The following is a 17,291-nucleotide window of genomic DNA, read 5'->3' on the forward strand; positions in this document are numbered from 1 at the left end:
ATCCGGCCATGCCGGCGAATGCCCTGGCCCCTGGCGGCGGTGGCTGCCGGTGCTAGGGGCCAGTTACCCCCGACCCTTGCTCGCTCGTTTATCCTGTTCCACCCTTTTGCCTTCCGACCCCGAGCCACCCCCATGCGCGCCACCCCTCGCGCCGCCGCGCCCCGATCCGCCCACGCCGCCAAATCGGCCAAGCCCACCAATGCCGCCGCGCCCGCCAAGGCAGCCGCCCTGCACCCGCGCAACCGCCACACCGGCCGCTACGACTTCGCCGCCCTGATCGCCGCCAGCCCCGAGCTGGCGCCCTTTGTCGGCCCCAACCCCTACGGCGACCTGTCCATCGACTTCGCCGACCCGGCGGCGGTCAAGGCCCTCAACCGGGCGCTGCTGCTCGTCCAGTACGGCGTGCGCGATTGGGACATCCCCGCCGGCTACCTGTGCCCGCCCATCCCCGGCCGGGCCGACTACATCCACTGCCTGGCGGACCTGCTGGTGGGGGAGGGGAGCGGGCGCAATGGCGGCCAGAGCGGCGGCGGTCGGGCCGGCCCAGGGCGCGGCGAGGGGAATGGTGTGCGGGGCGAAGGGCGGGGCGTACAACAAGGGGGCGCAAACCCGGGTCTAGACACGGGGCAGGGCGCCCTTGAATTGGCCCAGGCCGGACGCGGCCCCATCCCCACCGGCCCGGCGGTGCGGGTGCTCGACATCGGCGTCGGCGCCAACTGCGTCTATCCCCTGATCGGCTATGCCGAATACGGCTGGCGCTTCGTCGGTGCTGACGTGGACCGGGGCGCCCTGGCCAACGCCCAGGCCATCCTGGACGCCAACCCGGACTTCAAGGCCGCTATTGAGCTGCGCCGCCAACCCGCGCCGGAGTCCATCTTCCGCAACATCATCCGCCCCGGCGAACGCTTCGACCTGACCCTGTGCAATCCGCCCTTCCACGCCTCTCCCGACGACGCCCGGGCCGGCACCGAGCGCAAATGGCGCAACCTGGGCCGGGAGGCCGCCCCCGGCAAGGGGCCGGGGCAGGGCCGGGACGGCGGCGGATATGGCGATAAGCACGGGCGCGGAGACGACCCCCGCCGCGGCGCCCCGGCCCGGCTGGCCCGGGAACACCAGAACCTGGCCGCCACCCGCCACGCCCCCGCCCTCAACTTCGGCGGCCGCGCCGCTGAACTGTGGTGCCCCGGTGGGGAACTCGGCTTCATCACCCGCATGACCGCCGAGAGCGCGGCCTTCGCCAGCCAATGCCGCTGGTTCACCACCCTGGTGTCAAAAGCCGACAACCTCCCCGCCATCCAGCGCGCCCTGGCGAGAGCAGGCGCCCGCCGTACCGTCGTGATCCCCATGGCCCAGGGGCAGAAGCAGAGCCGGCTGGTGGGGTGGGGGTTTTAGGGGTATGGCCGTGAGCGACCAAGTGTGGGCTGAGCCGATTAGGGCAAGTAGACGTTTAGCGCCTAGATTAAGCTGCACCGCGAAGCGGCATCGATGAACGTTCAGTTGGTGGCTTAGGACAAGTCGCTCGCCGCATGGTGGGCAATACTGTGGCACATGTTCCGGAGTCGTTTTCTACGCGGCATCATATCTAGACGCCCAATGCCCCCTAGCCCGCAGGGTTAGAGTGCTCTCGGAGATACGGAGACCGAAATCGCTCGACAAACAAACCACGGGCATGGGCTGCCGTAATGGCCTTAGGGCACTTAGTCGGAAGCCGAATGTACATGTAGTAATCGTAGCCAAAGTGGACATAGGCCTGCCCGGGAGCGACCAACATGCCCCAAACAATTTCACGCAGTGCAATGCGTGCGAACTCAACGCACTGGGAAGCACTGAGCAATGCCTGAGGTTGAATGAATTGCGGAAGGGTATGACGAGCGTTGTGCTCAAGCCCGCGTAGTTGAAGTGTTTCAATCCTAGCTTCGCGGAGAAATTCCTCAATCGAGAGCAGATATGCGTTCTCTACAGTGAGATATTGCGATTCGGATAGTAGTGCGCCGTTATAGATGCGACCGATATCGGAATAGGAAGTCCAATCGTCTCTCAGAAATGCGCCATTGGCGTCCCGAAACGAAGGATCGTACTTTGTGACGCGATACTGACTGCGCATGGTGAGGCGCTCTACCACAGAGTTAATGGACACGAGTGGAGCGTTCTGGGACTGAAGGGAGTGGGGTTGAGCGCTGGGTTAGTGCAGTGCATTAGTGGCTGCAAGGTAAATGAACCAAGTCAACCCCGACAACATGCCTGCGTAGGCGAGCCAGGTCAATGATGCGAGTATGCGAGATGTGCCAGCAGTCGATGTAATGACACGGCCAGACAACACAAACCAAAGAAAACGGAACTGGATTTTCCAGTGCGAGGGGTCATGGGAAAAAAGTTGCAGGACGCGCGGCTGCCCAAGCTCTGCAAAAAGCGCACCGTAATGCAAACGCAAACTGCGCAAGAGCAGAGGTATTGCAATGCTGGCCAATGCCGAGGCAGCTAAGAAGAGCCACATGATTGGTGGAAGTGATGCCTCAGTGCCCTAACGTGAAGTAGACGGCATATAAGCTGCTGAAGTAGCGCCTAAACTGGAATTCAACGCAGGATAGTGCGTTGTTATGCCTAAGAAATTTTTATGTATTCCGGATTATACGTCAGTCATGTGCGGCACTTATGCCCGGAGGGGCACAATACCAAAGCCTGCTTTGGAAACGCGCTCTCGGCCAACCGCAGACAGTCAATAATCTCCCCACCCCTACCCCTCAAAATGCCCCACCAGCAAATCAATGAACGCTCGCACTTTGGCCGACAGGTGCAGCCGTTCCGGGTACACCGCGTGCAGGTCGGCGGGGGGGAGGGCGTAGTCAGGGAGGAGTACTTCCAGGCGGCCGGCGGCGATCAGGGGGGCGGCGTCCCATTCGGAGCGGACCACCAGGCCCAGGCCTTGCAGGGCCCAGTTTTGCACCACGTCGCCGTCGTTGCTCGATAGGGCGCCGCGCACCTTCACCGTTTCCATCTCCTTGCCCTTGGTAAAGCGCCACACGCCGTAGGCGTCGTCGTTCTGGCGGTGGATGATGCATTGGTGTTTCGTCAGGTCGGCCGGAGTTTCCGGGCGGCCGTGGCGGGCCAGGTAGGCGGGGGCGGCGAGCAGGCGGCGGCGGTTGGCCATGATGCGCCGGGCGGTGAGGCGGGTGTCGGGCAGCTCGCCGAAGCGAATCCCTAAGTCGAAGGCTTCTTCCACCAGGTCCAGGGGGCGGTGGGTGAGCTGGAGCTGGACGTCCACTTCCGGGTAGCGGCGCGCGTAGTCGGCCACCAGGGGGGCGATGTGGGTGCGGCCGAAGCCCAGGGTGGCGTTGATGCGCAGCAGGCCCCGGGGCACGGCTCGGGCGCCGGCGAGTTGTTCTTCCATTTCGCGGATTTCGCCGAGCAGCCGGGTGGCGCCGGCCAGGTAGGACTCGCCTTCGTGGGTCAGGCTGATGCGCCGGGTGGTGCGGTTGACCAGGCGCACGCCGAGGCGGTTTTCGAGCTGGGCGAGGCGCTTGCTTACCGCCGAGGGGGTGACGTTGAGTTCCCGGGCGGCGGCGGAAAGGTTGCCCTGCTTGGCCACCAGGATGAAGAAGGCCAGATCGGAAGGGGAGGAACTGGCAGGGGCGGTGTCGGTGGGGCTCATCTTGGAATTCAACTCACGAATGGTGTGATTTCGCGGTTGATTATAGAGCGGCAGGAACTTTGTATCCTTCGTCCTGTTGCATGCCTGGGGAAAGCCGCAACGCGCCGCAGCACTGCGCGGCACCGCCACCGGGCATGGCGGAGAAGGGCCGGCAGCGTGCCAAGGGGGTATTACCCAGCGCGGCACGCAAGCACGGCCCCCCGCCACCCACCCCAACCCCACCAGAGAACCGCGAAGGAACCGCCATGCGCATCGTCGATATCCGGGAAGCCACCCTCCCGATCAAGTCTTCCATCCGCAACGCCTACATCGATTTTTCCAAGATGACCCTGTCCCTGGTGGCGGTGGTCACCGACGTGATCCGCGACGGCAAGCCGGTGGTGGGCTACGGCTTCAACTCCAACGGCCGCTACGGCCAGGGTGCCCTGATCCGCGAGCGCTTCCGTCCCCGCCTGCTGGAGGCTGCTCCCGAATCCCTGCAGGACGACACCGGCGCCAACCTGGACCCACACAAGGTGTGGGCCTGCATGATGACCAACGAGAAGCCCGGCGGCCACGGCGAGCGCTCGGTGGCGGTGGGCACCATCGATATGGCGATCTGGGACGCGGTGGCCAAGATCGAGGGCAAGCCCCTGTTCCAGCTGCTGGCCGAGCGCTACGGCAGCGGCACCCCCAACCGCAAAGTGTTCGTCTATGCCGCCGGCGGCTACTACTGGCCCGGCCAGGACCTGGAAGCCCTCAAGCGTGAGATGCAGGGCTACGTGGACCGGGGCTACACCGTGGTCAAGAAGAAGATCGGCGGCGACACCCTGGCCAACGACCTGAAGCGCATCGAGGCCATCCTCTCCATCCTGCCCAGCGGCCACAAGCTGGCGGTGGACGCCAACGGCCGCTTCGACCTCAAGACCGCCGTCGAGTACGCCAAGGCCCTCTCCCAGTACGACCTGTTCTGGTACGAGGAGGCCGGCGATCCCCTGGACTACGCCCTCCAGGCCGAGCTGGCCAACCACTATGCGGGCCCCATGGCCACCGGCGAGAACCTGTTCTCGATGCAGGACGCCCGCAACCTGATCCGCTACGGCGGCATGCGTCCGGACCGGGACTGGCTGCAATTCGACTGCGCCCTGTCCTACGGCCTGGTGGAGTACCTGCGCACCCTGCAAATGCTCCAGGACAACGGCTGGAGCCCGTCCCGCTGCATTCCCCACGGCGGCCACCAGATGTCCCTGGCGATTGCCGCGGGCCTGGGCCTGGGCGGCAACGAATCCTACCCGGACCTGTTCCAGCCCTTCGGCGGCTTCCCCGATGGGGTCAAGGTCGAGGGCGGCTACGTCACCCTGCCGGAACTGCCGGGCATCGGCTTCGAAGGCAAGGCCGACCTGTACGCCGAGATGAAGCAGCTGGGCGAAGCCTGACCGCTTCGGCCCCGCTCAGGCAAGCTGCCTGAAAGCCACTACTGGCGCGGACTTTCACGGTGCCCCCGTGGAACGCCGCGCCAGTAAAGGCGCAAAAAGGCCCATGGCCGGAAACGCCCGCTGGATGCGGGGCTCAGGGTTCCGGCCATGGGCCTTCGGTTTTTCGGGGCTTACTTGTGGCGCAGTTCGGCGATGTCCTTGACCCAGCGGGCTGCATCCTTTTCCAGCCATTCCCGGGCGATGGAATCGTCCTTCACGTAGGCGTCGAGGAAGGCGGTGGTGAGGCCCTGGATGGCGGCCACGTCCACCGCCTGGTTGGTGGCGGACATGCCGGCCTGAGCACCGGAGCGGCCGCCGGCACGGCTGCCGGAATCGCCCTGTCCGCCGCCCTTTCGGCGGCTACGCCCGCTGCTGGAGCTGCCGCCTTGGGAGTGGCCGTCGTCGCCGACCTCCGGGGCCGCCGCCGGTTCGCTGGGCCGGCGTTCGCCCTGGGCACCGGCGTCCTGGCGTCCCGGGCCGCCGGCGAAGCCGCTGTGGGGCAGATCCGCCAGGGTGAGCAGGTACTTGCCCCCGGCGGGCATGTATTCGTAGGGTGCGCGGCGCAGCGAGGCGGTGTTGACCAGGCCGGTGGCGTCGCCGTCGTTGTTGCCGGTGACCGACAGCACCGGGCCCTTGATACGGGTGTAGCGCTGGCTGAGGGCCACGCCGGAGAAATCGGCGTAGGGGCTCAAGGCCACCACCGCCGCCACCTGGACGGGCAGGGCAGGGGGCGTGGCGACGCCGCGCACCTCCTCGCCGGCGACGGCCATGGCGGTGTAGGCCCCCAGGTCGTAGCCGGCGACGGCCACCCGGGTCAGGTCGATCCGCGCCAGGGGGGCGTCATCCGGTCCTGGGCGGCCCTGGCGGCGCGCCAGGTCGGCCAGGGCCAGGCCCAAGGTGTCGAGGCGGGCACCCATGGCCTGGGCCGAGTAGCGGGCGTGGGCCAGGCTGAGAAAATCCCCGGCCCGGGCGCTGGGGGAAGACCAGGCGCCGGCGTCCTCGCCCAGGGGCTGGAGGGTGAGCACGGCGTAGCCGCTGCGCGCCCAGGCATCGCTCCAGGCGGCGCCGGCCCGGCGGCCTTCGCCCATGGCGGGCAGGTACACCACCAGGGGAAAGGTGCCCTGGCCCTGGGGCAGGGCCAGGGTGGCATCGAGGGGCCGGCCGGCGTTGAGGGTGAGGTCGGTGGTGCGGGCCTCGTAACGCTGGTCGGGCTGGTAGCCCCGGCCGGCGAACTGCTTGACCCGGGTTTCGTCCGGTTTGGCCGGCCCGCGCCCGGCGCAGCCCGACAGCAGCGCCATGGCCAGGGTCAGGGCGGTGAGGCCGAGTCGCTGCGGTAGGGAAAGGCGCGGGGTCACGGTCATGACGCAGCCGGAGGCTTACTTGGTGGCCGGGGCCGGGGCGGCAGCGGGAGCCGTGGCGGCGGGGGCAGCCGGGGCGTTGGCACGGCGCTGTTCGCGCAGACAGGCGCGCTTGTCGTCGCCCTGCTTGTCCTTGCACGCCGCCATGGCCGCCTGGTGGCGCTGGGCGCGGGCCTGGGCCCGTTCGGTGCACTTGGCCGGGTCGGCGGACTTGGCGCACATGGCGTCGCGCATGCAGCTGCGGTGTTCGGCGCCCTGCTTGCCCTCACAGCTCTTCTTGGCCTCGTCCATCCGGGCGCGCATGGCCTGGCGCTTTTCCTCGCACTGGGCCGGGTCCTTGGCCTTGCTGCAATCGAAATGATGGTGGTGGCCGCCGTGGCGGGGCTTGGCGGTATCGGCACCGGGCTGGCCGGCCGGGGCAGCGGTGCCCTGGGGAGCGGCCTGGGGCGTTTGGGTGGCAGGGGTATCGGCGGCGCTGGCCAGACCGGCGCCGCACAGCAGGGCGGCGGTCAGCAAGGTGGTGGCCAGGGGGCGGACGAGACGGTTCATGGCGGTGCTCCTCGTGATGGGTGGTGCAATGAATGCTAGGTGATTTCCGCGCTTCCCCGGCGTTAGCAATTGTTTCGGAATATTTCCGTGGAATCCCCCCTCGGGGCAGGGCCTCCGGACGTTAAAATCCGAGCCTTTCCAACCCCAACCCTGTTTTGCATCAAGGAGCTTTTGCATGTCCGGTCACGGTTTCCACGTCCACGGTCCCCACGACCACGAAGTCGAGCACGCCGCCCAGCATGGCGGCGACGGCTTCACGGCCCGCCTGGCGGTGCTGACCGCGATTCTGTCCACCATCGGCGCCATCTTCGGCTACATGGGCGGCCATTCCCAGAACGCAGCGCTGCTCTACAAGAACGAGGCGGCGATCCAGAAGACGGCGGCCTCGAACCAGTGGAACTACTACCAGGCCAAGAGCAACAAGCAGAACCTGGCCGAGCTGTCGGTGACCCTGACCAGCGGCGAGGCCCAGGAGAAGTTCAAGCAGGCGGTGGAGCGCTACAAGAAGGAAAAGGAAGAGATCAAGGCCGACGCCGAGAAGCTCGAAGCCGCCGCCAAGGAGGCCGACCACCAGAGTGAGCTGGAAATGCACGTTCACGAGCGCTGGGCCCTGGCCACCACCCTGTTGCAGATCGCCATCGCCCTGGCGGCCATCACCCTGCTGACCCGCAAGCGCTGGATGCTGGGGAGCGTGTTCAGCGCTGCCGGCCTGGGCGTCGTGGCCGGTGTCCTGGCCTACCTGCACCTCTGACCGGGCCGGCCCGATGATGCCCGCCGTGCCGCGCCGCCTGGTCCTGGGGGCGGCGTTCTGCCTGGGGCTGCTGGCGGCCCCGGCCTGGGCCGACGCCCCGCCGGCAGACGGCTGCCGGGTGGCCTTCGACGTGGGCTCCTCGGGCATTCGCGCCGGCGCCACGGGCAGCGCCGCCGTGCCCCGGGCGGACATCGACTACCTGGCCCCGCTGATGGCCGGCCGCAGCCTGGACGACACCGTGCCGGCCACCGTGGCGGCCCTTTTCGCCACCTCCGGCCTGCCCGCCCAGGCCGGCTTCGACCCCGGCTGCCGGCGCGTCGCCGGCGGCTTTTCCGCCTGGCGCCTGGCCCTGTCCCGGGACCCGGCCGCCCTGGCGGCCACCCTGGCGACGATCCGCGCCAAGAGCGGCGTGCCGCTCCTGGTCATCCCCCAGACCGTCGAGGGGGCCTACGGCTACTTCGCCGCCCGGCAGGCGCTGGGCGAGGCGCTGACCACCAGCCACGTGCTCGACATCGGCGGCGGCAGCCTGCAAATCGCCGGAGCCCACACCTCCTTCGGCGACAACTTGGGCCAGAAGGTCTGGCACCGCCAGCTCTGCCAGGTGATCCGCCGCAGCTCCGATGCTCCCTGCGTCCTGCAACCCCTGGCCCCGGAACAGCTCGCCGCCGTACGCAACTGGCTGGGCGAGAAACTGCGCCCCGCCGCCCAGGCCCTGGGCGGTTCGGTGACCCTGACGGCCATCAGCCGTCCCGTCACCCGGGGCGTGCTGCCCGCGCTGGAGCGGCTGCAAGGGGCCGCAGGGAAAAAGGATGAGGCGGCGGCAGGTTCCACACTCGGCACGCTGTCGCTCGCCAGCCTGAGCGCCGCCATCGACCGGCTCGCCGGCCTGACCTTGGCCGAAACCGCCGACCGGGTCGGCAGCCAGCCCCGCTACGCCGCCTACCTGCTGTCGGACATGCTGCTGGTGGAAGGCTTGCTGCGCGCCACCGGCAGCACCGTGCTGAAGGTGGCCGAACTGGACCTGACCAACCTGCCCGGCCTGTTGGCCGATGACCGGGCCTACGCCTGGGGGGAGCGCTACGGCTGCTACCTGGAGCGGCTGGGCCGCCAGGGCCTGGCCGCCTATGCCAGCGATCCGGCCACCTGCCCGGCCGAGGCGCCGCCACCACGGCCCTGACCCCTTGGACGCGGCCCGGCAAGCGGGCCGCTGTCTTGCCCTGGCGCCGTTCGGGCGCTCAGGGCCAGGGCAAGGGATCGGCATGGCGCCGGCCCCGTCGGGGGCCGGATTGGGCTTTTCGGCCCCTTCCCGAATAACGGGCATGGGGCCGGAGGATTGCGCCGGATCAGGTGCGGCGCACGGTCTCGGAGAGCTTTTCCACCACTTCGACCACGTTGCGGGCGCCCTGGCGGATCTGGTTGATGGCGGTGCCCGCCTCGTTGGCGTGTGCCACGCCGGCCTCCACCTCGCTCAGGCTGGCGGCCATGCCGTCGATCACGGCGTGGCTTTCCTGCTGGATGGTGCTGATCATGGTCGAAATTTCGGTCGTGGATCGGGCGGTCCGTTCAGCCAGCTTGCGCACCTCGTCGGCCACCACGGCGAAGCCGCGGCCGGCCTCGCCGGCCCGGGCCGCCTCAATGGCGGCGTTCAAGGCCAGCAGGTTGGTCTGGTCGGCGATTTCCTTGATGGTGTTGACGATCGAGGTGATCTGGCTGGTTTGCGCCCCCAGGCTTTCCACCTGGCGCGACGATTCCCCCACCTGACTGGCCAGGCCGCGCATCTTGTCGATGGCCTGGAGAATGATGCGCTCGCCGTCGGCCGAGAGCTGTTCGGTTTCCCGGGACACCTCGTAGGCCGTGCGCACGCCGCGCTGCCCGGCCCGATGGCGCAGCACCCGCTCGGTAATGTCGGTGGCGACCTTGATCACCCGGTAGATCTTGCCCGAATCGTCCTGGATCGGGTTGTAGGTGGCTTCGAGCCAGATGCTCTGGCCGTTTTTGTGCACCCGCTCGCATTCCCCGGCAAAGAACTCGCCCCGGGCAAGCTGGTGCCACATGTCCTGGTAGGCCGGGCTATCGACAAATTCCGGCGTACAGAACATGCGGTGGTGCCGGCCCCGGATTTCCTCCAGGCGATAGCCCAGGGTGGCGAGGAAATTGTCGTTGGCCCCCTGGATGATGCCGTCCACGTCGAACTCGATCACCGCCATGGAGCGGTCCAGGGCGCTCACCAGATTGCGGGTGTGGGTCGCCTCGACGATGCGCGCGGTGATGTCGTTGGCGATCTTGACGATGCGGCTGATCGCGCCGCCGGCATCCCGCACGGGGAAGTAGGTGGCTTCGAGCCAGACCGCGCTGCCGTCCTTGCGCTGGCGCTCGAATTTGCCGCTGAAGGCCTCGCCGCGACGCAGCTGCTCCCAGAAACGGCCGTATTCGGCCGACCCGGCCAGTTCCGCCGTGCAGAAGATGCGGTGGTGCTGGCCGACGATTTCGTCCCGCCGGTAGCCCATCACCAAGCAGAAGTTGTCATTGGCTTCCAGGATGGTGCCGTCGGGGGAAAATTCGATCATCGCCACGGTGCGGTGCAGCGCATCGACCAGGCTCTGCAGGGGGAGCCGTGCGGCTTCGCTGGCAGCGAGCTGCTGCTTGAGGGCGGAAGTGAAACCGAACATGGGGGCTGTCTTTCGTCTGGATGCGGGGCCGAAAATTGCGCGCCGGGCATCCGAAGGGGCTGCTCGATGCGCGGGCGAGGCCTATTTTACTGCTGCATTGCGGTTGTTGCGTATTTGTCTTAGATAAAACTAAATTTTTACCGAAATTCTACCGAAAAAATAATTTTGTCTAGGACGAACAGGTGGGTTGCCGGTAGGGATTTGTCGCGGTCTGGTAACCGTGCACGACCGCGTCCCGCCTGGCGGGGTGGCAGCGAACATGACGCCGGCAGGCGCAACCCTGCCGGCAGGGCAACGGGAATGCGCCTTGGCCGGCTTGGGGCGACGGCGCTTTTCTGCATTGGCCGCGCCCGGCGCTGCCGTGAAACATCGGGGAGCGCCGGGCGAGGTCAGGCGCGGGGGGGCGTGGGCTTCTCCGGCGCGGCCGGGGAGGAAGGTGCGGTGCCGGCCATCGGCGCGGTGGCCGTGTCGGCGCCATTCTCCTGGACGGTTGGGGCCGCCTGGATATGCACCACCCGCTGCGGGAAGGGGATGCCGATGCCGGCGTCGGCGAAGGCCCGCTCGATCATGAAGCGCAGGTCGCTGCCGATCTGGCGGCCGTCGGCGCCTTGAGCGTAGTCGATCCAGTATTCCAGGTTGAACATCAGGGCGTCGGCGCCGAAGTCTTCGAGCAGCACCCGGGGCGCCGGTTCCTTGAGCACCTGGCCGTGGCGGGCGGCCACGCCGAGCAGCACCTCGGACACCTGCCGGGCCGAGGCGCCGTAATCGACGCCCACCTTGATGGAACGGCGCACCCGGGCGTTGCTGTAGGTCCAGTTGATGACGTTGCTTTCCAGGAAGCTGGAATTGGGGATGAGAATCTCGATGCCGTCGCCGTTGCGCACGATGGACGAGCGGATGCTGATGTTGGTGACGGTGCCGACCACGTTGCCCACTTCCACCAGGTCGCCGACCCGCAGGGGACGCTCGATCAGCAGCATGATGCCGCTCATCAGGTTCTTGAGCAGGTTCTGGGCGCCGAAGCCGAAGCCGATGGCCAACGCGCCGCCGAGGAAGGCGAATACGGTGAGGGGAATCTTCACCAGGTCGAGCGAAATGACGAACAGCACGGCGAGCAGGATGAAGTGGCCCCAGCGGCTGAGAATCTTGGCCAGGGCGGGCTGCACCCCGAAGCGCTCCACCGCCAGCCGGCGCAGGCGCCGCACCAGCCAGGCGCTGACCACGTAGCCGAGCACCAGCAGCAGCACCGCGCCGATGCTCTTGCCGACGGTGACGCTGCGGGTGGCCTTGATCTGGCGGCCGTCCACCTCCAGGGTGTCCTCGGCGGTGAACAGCTCGAAGTTCCACAGCAGACGGGCGTAGTTGCCCAGGGTGGTGGCCCAGCCCCGGGTGCGGTCGGCCAGGGACAGCTCGCCCCGGCTGGCGTCGAACTCCTGCTGCCACTGGCGCAGGGTGCGTTGCAGGTTGCTGACCACCTGGAGGGCTTCCCGGTAGATGTCGGCCCGGGCCTGGTAGGCGCGTTGGAATTCGCGCAGGCTGGCCTCTTCCCCGGGCACGGCGGTGGCGCGCAGGCGGCGCTGGTAGTCGTTGGCCTGGCCGATGGCCAGGTCGATCTCGCCGTTCAGGTAGCGAATCCAGGAATCGATGCGCTCCAATACCTGGGTGAAGCTCTGGGAGGTCTCCCGCAGCTTGGCCGCGTCCCGGCCGTTCATCAGCATCCAACGGTACTGCCAGGCCTGGCGCTCCTGGCTGCGGATGCTGATCATGCTTTGCAGGGTGTCGTAGGCCAGGTGGGCGTTGTCGAGCTGGATGCGGCGCAGGGAGGCGGTCTGGGCCAGGGCCGCCAGCGTGGCGTTATGGGCCTGGGCGGCGGCACCGCCGGGGGGCGCCGGGCGTTCCCGGGCACGTAGCAGGGCCTTTTCGGCGTCGTCCAGGGCGCGCTGGGCGTTGGCGTTGCGCTGGCGCTGGCGGGCCAGTTCCGCCTCCTGGACGGCGTGCTCCTTGTCCAGTTCGGCCAGCACCGTGTCCAGATCGGCCTGGGAAAAGACCACCTTGCCGCGCATGGCGTCCAACTGCTTGGCGGTGAAGGCGGCCTGGGACCGGTACTGGCTGACCTCGGCGCTGGCCAGGCGCATCGCCGCGTCCGCCTCGGCGGCATCCTGGGCAGCCAGTTTGCTGCGCAGCTCGGCCAGGGCGTGCTGGAGCTGGCGGGCCGGGTCCGGCGGTGCGCCCTTGACCGTGGCGGCCTGCTTTTCGTCGAGCTGGCGCAGCTGCACCTGGGCGGCCTTGTATTTTTCGGCGGCGGCGGCCTGTTCGTCGCGCAGCAGGGTCTGGCGCACCTCGGCGGCCCGGGCCTGGGCCTGGGCGTTGTCGCGGCTGTCGCGCAACTGGTCGGCGAGCAGGGCCGAATAGGGGGGCGGCGTGTCGAAGCCCTTCCAGTTCTTGGACTGGGTTTCCTGGTCGGCGGTCTGCCCTTGCACCCGGCGCAGTTTCTGCAAGGTGTCGCGCTGCCGTTCCAGGCTGCGAGCCAGCTGGGCGATCAGGTACTGGTGTTCCAGGCGTTCCTCGGCGTTGGCCTGGAGAGCCCCTGCCGGAGGCTGGTTCCGTGCCTGGTGGGCTTGGGCGAGGGCCTTTTCCACGGCCGCCAGTTCGTCGTCGTCCGGCGGCGCCTCCGCTTTGGTTTCCGCCTTGGCGGCGGCCGGGGCCTTGCCCTTGAGCAGGGGGGGCACCAGGGCGCCCTGGGCGGCGGCATCCCGGGGTTGGGCGAGGAAGGCGGCGCCAGCCAGGATCAAGCCGAGGGCGAGGGCAAGACGCGGGCGGCCGTTAACGGGGGCTGGGCGGGGGGCCAGGCGGCGGGGCGGGGTCGGCATGGGCACCTCGGAATGGTGGGCCAAAGCGGTGGGCCAAAGCGGTAGGCCGGAGCGACGGAGTGCGGAAAGGTGGGGCGGCGCCTGCCCGTTACGCCTCGGCCCCGGCCAGCAGTTGGCGGAAGGTGGCGAAGCGGCGCGGGTCAAGCTGGCCGGCGGCCAGGGCGGCCTGGAGGACGCAGCCGGGCTCCTGGTCGTGGCGGCAGTCGCGGAAGCGGCATTGGCCGAGCAGGGGGCGGAATTCGGGGAAGGCGTATTCCAGGGCGCCCTTGCCCAGGTGGTGCAGGCCGAAGTCCTGGAGGCCCGGGGAATCGATCAGGGCGCCGCCCTCCGGGTCGTCCGGCAGGGGGTAGAGGCGGGCGTGGGTGGTGGTGTGCTTGCCCGAGTCCAGGGCCTCGGAAATCTCCCGGGTGGCGGCCTGGGCCTCGGGTACCAGGGCGTTGGTGAGGGTGCTCTTGCCCATGCCGGACTGGCCCACCAGCACCGTCACCTGGCCGGCCAGGCGGGCGCGCAGCTCGTCCAGCCCGGCTCCTTCCAGGGCGGACAGCTCGATCACCGGGTAGCCGAGGGCGGCCAGGGGCGCCAGCCGGGCCCGGGCGTCGGCCAGGCGGTCGGCCAGGTCGCACTTGTTGAGCACGATCAGGGCGCGGATTTCCTGGTCCTCGGCGGCCACCAGGCAGCGGGTCACCAGGTCGTCGTAGAACGAGGGCTCGGTGGCCACCACGATGGCGATCTGGGTGACGTTGGCGGCGATCAGCTTCTGGCGGAATTCGTTGCTGCGGTAGAGCAGGGAATCCCGGGGCGCCACGGCTTCGATCACCCCCTGGTCCGGGGCGCTGCGCTCCACCAGCACCCGGTCGCCGCAGGCGATCTCGCTCTTCTTGCCCCGGGGGAAGCAGAGCAGGGGCTGGCCGTCGTCGTCGAGGCGGACCTGGTACTGGCGGCCGAAGGCGGCCACCACGGTGCCGGGCAGCAGGGCCGCGGCGTTCTTGCCGGAAGCGGGGGAGCGGTTGCGGGAGTTGGGAGCGTTGCGGGCAGGACCGGCCATGAAGTGAGCGGGGCGGGAAGAAGAATGGAGATGGAAAAGTGGAATGTGGAATGCGCGCGCCGGCGGCGCAGGCCGGGCGCGGCGCCCGCCAGTTTACCCGGCGGCGGCGAGCAGGCGGGCCACCTTGGCGGCGGCGCGGAAGTCGTTGATCGACAGGCCGCCCACGTCGTGGGTGGAAAAGCGCACGGTCAGCCGGCCCCAGCCCACGGTCAGGTCCGGGTGATGGTTCTGGGCTTCGGCCAGGGCGCCGATGTGGTTGGCGGCGGAGAGGGCGGCGGCGAAGTCGGGAAAGCGCAGGCTGGCGACGATGGCGCCGTCCTCCAGGCGCCAGCCGGGCAGGAGTTGCAGCAGGCTGGCGACGCTGGCCGGGTCGAGACGGTGGGCCGGGCCGCGCAGGGGGGCGCAGGGCGTGTCCACCAGTTCGGCCAGGCTGGGCAGGGCGGGACGGCCGGCGGGCGAAAGACTGAGACTGCTCATGGCGGGCTCCAGAGGTATGGCCGCGGAGGCGGGGTCAGCGCGGGAAGTGGTAGTAGGTGTCGTTCAGGTAACGGGCCACGTCGGCCTCGTCGTCCGGGAACCAGCCCAGGTGGTTGCGCGAGACGCACAGGGCGACCCGTTGCAGCAGTTCGGTGCGGTCCGAGATCATCCGCCCGGGCTGGGTGTAGATGGCGCCGGCGTCGCCGCCGTACATGCGCTTGTGGCAGCTCGTGCAGGCGGCGTCGTGGAGCTGCTTGCCGTGCTTGGGATCGGCATGGTCGATGGGATCGGCCAGGGCCGGTGCCTGGAAGGCCGCGCCAGATAAGGCTCCCAGCAGGACTACCGTGGAAAGCCGCGTGGTTGTTCGCTTTGCAGTCATGGTGCCTGGAACTCCTTATCTGGCGCGGGGTTCGGATGAGTGGCCTAGCCGCCTTGCAGGTGCGCCACGCGCAGGGCAGCGGGGGGATGGGAATCGTAGAAGAGCGAGTGCAACGGGTCCGGGGTCAGGGTCGCGGCGTTGTCCTCGTAGAGCTTGACCAGGGCCCGCACCAGATCGGCGGCAGAGGCGTGCTCGGCGGCGTAGTCGTCGGCCTCGTACTCGTGGCGGCGCGACAGCAGGCTGGAGAGTGGGGTGAACGGAAAGGTGAACACCGGCACCGCCAGGAAGAACAGGGTCAGGGCCAGGGCCGTGTTGGCGACGGGCACCCCGAGGCCGTCGAAGAACCAGGGGGCCTCGATCAACTGGCCGAGCAGCCACAGGAAGCCCAGGGACAGGGCGAAGGTCAGGCCGATGCGTTTGGCGATATGACGGCGCTTGAAGTGGCCCAACTCGTGGGCCAGCACGGCCTCGATCTCGGCCGGGGAGAGGCGCTCGATCAGGGTGTCGAAGAAGACGATGCGCTTGTTGCGGCCAAAGCCGGTGAAGTAGGCGTTGCCGTGGGCGCTGCGCTTGGAGCCGTCCATGACGAACAGGCCCGAGGCAGCAAAGCCGCAGCGCGCCAGCAGGGCCTCGATGCGGCCCTTCAACTCGCCGTCCTGGAGCGGGGCGAACTTGTTGAACAGGGGGGCGATCCAGGTCGGGTAGACGAACAGCAGCAACAGGTTGAAGCCGCACCAGAAGGCCCATACCCACAGCCACCACAACTCGCCCATGCGGCCCATCAGCCACAGCACGGCGGCCAGCACCGGGGCGCCGATGAGCAGGCCGAGCAGGGCGCCCTTGAGGGCGTCGGCCACGTACAGGCCCAGGGTCATGCGGTTGAAGCCGAAGCGTTCCTCGATGACGAACTGGCGGTACAGGCCCAGGGGGATTTCCACCACGCCGGAGACGGCCATCACCGACAGGATCAGGGCCAGGCCGTACAGGATCGGGCTGGTTTCGGAACCGATCGCTCCCTGCCAGAAGCCGTGCAGCGCGGCGATGCCGCCGCCCAGGGTGAGGGCCAGCAGCACGGCGGTTTCCACCGCCAGGCCGAGCAGGCCGAAGCGGGTGCGCACGGCGGTGTAGTCGGCGGCCTTCTGGTGGGCGGCCAGGGTCACCCGGTCGGCGAAGCGCTCGGGCACGGCGCCCCGGTGAGCGGCCACGGAACGGATCTGGCGCAGAGCCAGCCAGACGCGCACGGCCAGGGACAGGCCGAGCAGGGCGAGAAAGAGGGCGGTGAAGGCGGAGGCGGTCACGGGGGGAATGGAAGACGGAGAAGACGGGGAGGAAGGGCGGGAGCGCCTGTTGCTGTGACACAATGGCGCTTTTTGGAGTTCGAAGGATTATGGCACAGGACCCCAACCACCTCGTCTGGCTGGACATGGAGATGACCGGCCTGGAGCCGGACCGGGACCGCATTCTCGAACTGGCCATGGTAGTAACCACTTCCGACCTGGAAGTGGTGGCCCAGTCGCCGGTGTGGGCGGTGCACCAGCCCGAGGCCGTGCTGGCCGGCATGGACGACTGGAACCAGAAGACCCATGGCGAATCGGGCCTGATCGCCCGGATCAAGGCTTCGACCACCGACGAGGCTGCTGTCGAGGCCCAGGCGCTGGCCTTCATGCAGCAGTACGTGGACAAGCGGGTGACGCCGATGTGCGGCAACTCCATCGGCCAGGACCGGCGCTTCATGGCCCGCTACATGCCGACCCTGGAAGCCTGGTTCCACTACCGCAACCTGGACGTGTCCACCGTCAAGGAACTGTGCCGGCGCTGGCGCCCCGAAGTGTTCGCCGGACTGAAGAAGAAGGGCGCCCACACGGCCCTCTCCGACATCCTGGAGTCCATCGACGAGTTGCGCTACTACCGGACCAATTTCTTCAAGTAAGACGTTGGGGCTGGCGTAGCGACACCACGACGCCTATAGCGCGGTCAAGCGAGGCATTCAGGCCGCACTTGGATCGAGCAAAAGCAAAACGCCCGGCGGGGTTTCCCGGCCGGGCGTTTTCATTGCTGTCTGCGGTTAGTTAGGCAAGGAGCGGTCGGCC

At 68.3% G+C, this 17,291-nt stretch carries 15 protein-coding genes; 5 read left to right on the forward strand and 10 right to left on the reverse strand.

Annotated features, from left to right (window positions below; genetic code table 11):
* Window positions 1-132: 132 nt before the first annotated feature.
* Complete coding sequence (gene rlmF, locus V7Z98_RS07315; protein ID WP_334157514.1) at window positions 133-1,392, forward strand: 23S rRNA (adenine(1618)-N(6))-methyltransferase RlmF; 1,260 nt, start codon at window positions 133-135, stop codon at window positions 1,390-1,392.
* Window positions 1,393-1,600: 208 nt separating this feature from the next.
* Here rlmF and V7Z98_RS07320 read toward each other — a convergent pair whose 3' ends face one another.
* Complete coding sequence (locus tag V7Z98_RS07320; RefSeq protein ID WP_334157515.1) at window positions 1,601-2,137, reverse strand: hypothetical protein; 537 nt, start codon at window positions 2,135-2,137, stop codon at window positions 1,601-1,603.
* A gap of 597 nt (window positions 2,138-2,734) precedes the next feature.
* Window positions 2,735-3,649, reverse strand: coding sequence for a LysR family transcriptional regulator (locus tag V7Z98_RS07325; RefSeq protein ID WP_334157516.1), 915 nt, complete (start codon window positions 3,647-3,649; stop codon window positions 2,735-2,737).
* Window positions 3,650-3,894: 245 nt separating this feature from the next.
* On the opposite strand from V7Z98_RS07325, the gene V7Z98_RS07330 reads away from it, so the two are divergent.
* A complete protein-coding gene (locus tag V7Z98_RS07330) occupies window positions 3,895-5,064 on the forward strand; it encodes a mandelate racemase/muconate lactonizing enzyme family protein (protein WP_334157517.1) in 1,170 nt (389 codons plus the stop codon).
* 170 nt (window positions 5,065-5,234) lie between these two features.
* On the opposite strand, the gene V7Z98_RS07335 is transcribed toward V7Z98_RS07330, so the two are convergent.
* A complete protein-coding gene (locus V7Z98_RS07335) occupies window positions 5,235-6,464 on the reverse strand; it encodes an alpha/beta hydrolase family protein (protein WP_334157518.1) in 1,230 nt (409 codons plus the stop codon).
* A gap of 15 nt (window positions 6,465-6,479) precedes the next feature.
* Entirely contained in the window at window positions 6,480-7,010 is a 531-nt protein-coding gene (locus tag V7Z98_RS07340; RefSeq protein ID WP_334157519.1) for a hypothetical protein, read from the reverse strand.
* 175 nt (window positions 7,011-7,185) lie between these two features.
* Between V7Z98_RS07340 and V7Z98_RS07345 the strand changes: the two genes are divergently transcribed.
* Window positions 7,186-7,761, forward strand: a complete 576-nt coding sequence (locus V7Z98_RS07345; protein WP_293263805.1) for a DUF4337 domain-containing protein — start codon at window positions 7,186-7,188, stop codon at window positions 7,759-7,761.
* Window positions 7,736-8,938 carry a Ppx/GppA phosphatase family protein gene (locus V7Z98_RS07350; protein ID WP_334157520.1) on the forward strand — a complete coding sequence of 401 codons (1,203 nt, stop codon included), beginning with the start codon at window positions 7,736-7,738 and terminating at the stop codon, window positions 8,936-8,938. Before V7Z98_RS07345 ends, V7Z98_RS07350 begins: the two co-directional genes overlap by 26 nt.
* Window positions 8,939-9,104: 166 nt before the next feature.
* Here V7Z98_RS07350 and V7Z98_RS07355 read toward each other — a convergent pair whose 3' ends face one another.
* The 6 genes from V7Z98_RS07355 to V7Z98_RS07380 all read right to left on the reverse strand — a co-directional run bounded on the left by V7Z98_RS07355 (window position 9,105) and on the right by V7Z98_RS07380 (window position 16,499).
* Window positions 9,105-10,430 carry a methyl-accepting chemotaxis protein gene (locus tag V7Z98_RS07355; RefSeq protein WP_334157521.1) on the reverse strand — a complete coding sequence of 442 codons (1,326 nt, stop codon included), beginning with the start codon at window positions 10,428-10,430 and terminating at the stop codon, window positions 9,105-9,107.
* Window positions 10,431-10,819: 389 nt separating this feature from the next.
* Window positions 10,820-13,300, reverse strand: a complete 2,481-nt coding sequence (locus V7Z98_RS07360) for a mechanosensitive ion channel domain-containing protein (RefSeq protein ID WP_334157522.1) — start codon at window positions 13,298-13,300, stop codon at window positions 10,820-10,822.
* A gap of 88 nt (window positions 13,301-13,388) precedes the next feature.
* Window positions 13,389-14,345, reverse strand: coding sequence for a ribosome small subunit-dependent GTPase A (gene rsgA / locus V7Z98_RS07365; RefSeq protein ID WP_334157523.1), 957 nt, complete (start codon window positions 14,343-14,345; stop codon window positions 13,389-13,391).
* Between the two features lie 93 nt (window positions 14,346-14,438).
* Entirely contained in the window at window positions 14,439-14,822 is a 384-nt protein-coding gene (locus V7Z98_RS07370; protein ID WP_334157524.1) for a 4a-hydroxytetrahydrobiopterin dehydratase, read from the reverse strand.
* A 34-nt stretch (window positions 14,823-14,856) separates the two neighbouring features.
* Window positions 14,857-15,201, reverse strand: coding sequence for a cytochrome c (locus V7Z98_RS07375; RefSeq protein WP_334157525.1), 345 nt, complete (start codon window positions 15,199-15,201; stop codon window positions 14,857-14,859).
* 44 nt (window positions 15,202-15,245) lie between these two features.
* On the reverse strand, window positions 15,246-16,499 hold the full coding sequence (locus tag V7Z98_RS07380) for a M48 family metallopeptidase (RefSeq protein ID WP_334157526.1): 1,254 nt from the start codon (window positions 16,497-16,499) through the stop codon (window positions 15,246-15,248).
* Window positions 16,500-16,588: 89 nt separating this feature from the next.
* On the opposite strand from V7Z98_RS07380, the gene orn reads away from it, so the two are divergent.
* On the forward strand, window positions 16,589-17,131 hold the full coding sequence (gene orn, locus V7Z98_RS07385) for an oligoribonuclease (RefSeq protein WP_334157527.1): 543 nt from the start codon (window positions 16,589-16,591) through the stop codon (window positions 17,129-17,131).
* Window positions 17,132-17,291 lie beyond the last annotated feature (160 nt).

Origin of the sequence: Oryzomicrobium sp., from assembly GCF_036820405.1 — a bacterium.
Lineage (GTDB): Bacteria > Pseudomonadota > Gammaproteobacteria > Burkholderiales > Rhodocyclaceae > Oryzomicrobium.

What these genes read in the sequence shown, in the direction of transcription:
- orn (WP_334157527.1), top strand. Translation starts at nt 16,589, where the DNA reads ATGGCACAGGACCCCAACCACCTCGTCTGGCTGGACATGGAGATGACC.
- V7Z98_RS07325 (WP_334157516.1), bottom strand. Translation starts at nt 3,649, where the DNA reads ATGAGCCCCACCGACACCGCCCCTGCCAGTTCCTCCCCTTCCGATCTG.
- V7Z98_RS07330 (WP_334157517.1), top strand. Translation starts at nt 3,895, where the DNA reads ATGCGCATCGTCGATATCCGGGAAGCCACCCTCCCGATCAAGTCTTCC.
- V7Z98_RS07375 (WP_334157525.1), bottom strand. Translation starts at nt 15,201, where the DNA reads ATGACTGCAAAGCGAACAACCACGCGGCTTTCCACGGTAGTCCTGCTG.
- rlmF (WP_334157514.1), top strand. Translation starts at nt 133, where the DNA reads ATGCGCGCCACCCCTCGCGCCGCCGCGCCCCGATCCGCCCACGCCGCC.
- V7Z98_RS07340 (WP_334157519.1), bottom strand. Translation starts at nt 7,010, where the DNA reads ATGAACCGTCTCGTCCGCCCCCTGGCCACCACCTTGCTGACCGCCGCC.
- rsgA (WP_334157523.1), bottom strand. Translation starts at nt 14,345, where the DNA reads ATGGCCGGTCCTGCCCGCAACGCTCCCAACTCCCGCAACCGCTCCCCC.
- V7Z98_RS07360 (WP_334157522.1), bottom strand. Translation starts at nt 13,300, where the DNA reads ATGCCGACCCCGCCCCGCCGCCTGGCCCCCCGCCCAGCCCCCGTTAAC.
- V7Z98_RS07335 (WP_334157518.1), bottom strand. Translation starts at nt 6,464, where the DNA reads ATGACCGTGACCCCGCGCCTTTCCCTACCGCAGCGACTCGGCCTCACC.
- V7Z98_RS07355 (WP_334157521.1), bottom strand. Translation starts at nt 10,430, where the DNA reads ATGTTCGGTTTCACTTCCGCCCTCAAGCAGCAGCTCGCTGCCAGCGAA.
- V7Z98_RS07345 (WP_293263805.1), top strand. Translation starts at nt 7,186, where the DNA reads ATGTCCGGTCACGGTTTCCACGTCCACGGTCCCCACGACCACGAAGTC.
- V7Z98_RS07370 (WP_334157524.1), bottom strand. Translation starts at nt 14,822, where the DNA reads ATGAGCAGTCTCAGTCTTTCGCCCGCCGGCCGTCCCGCCCTGCCCAGC.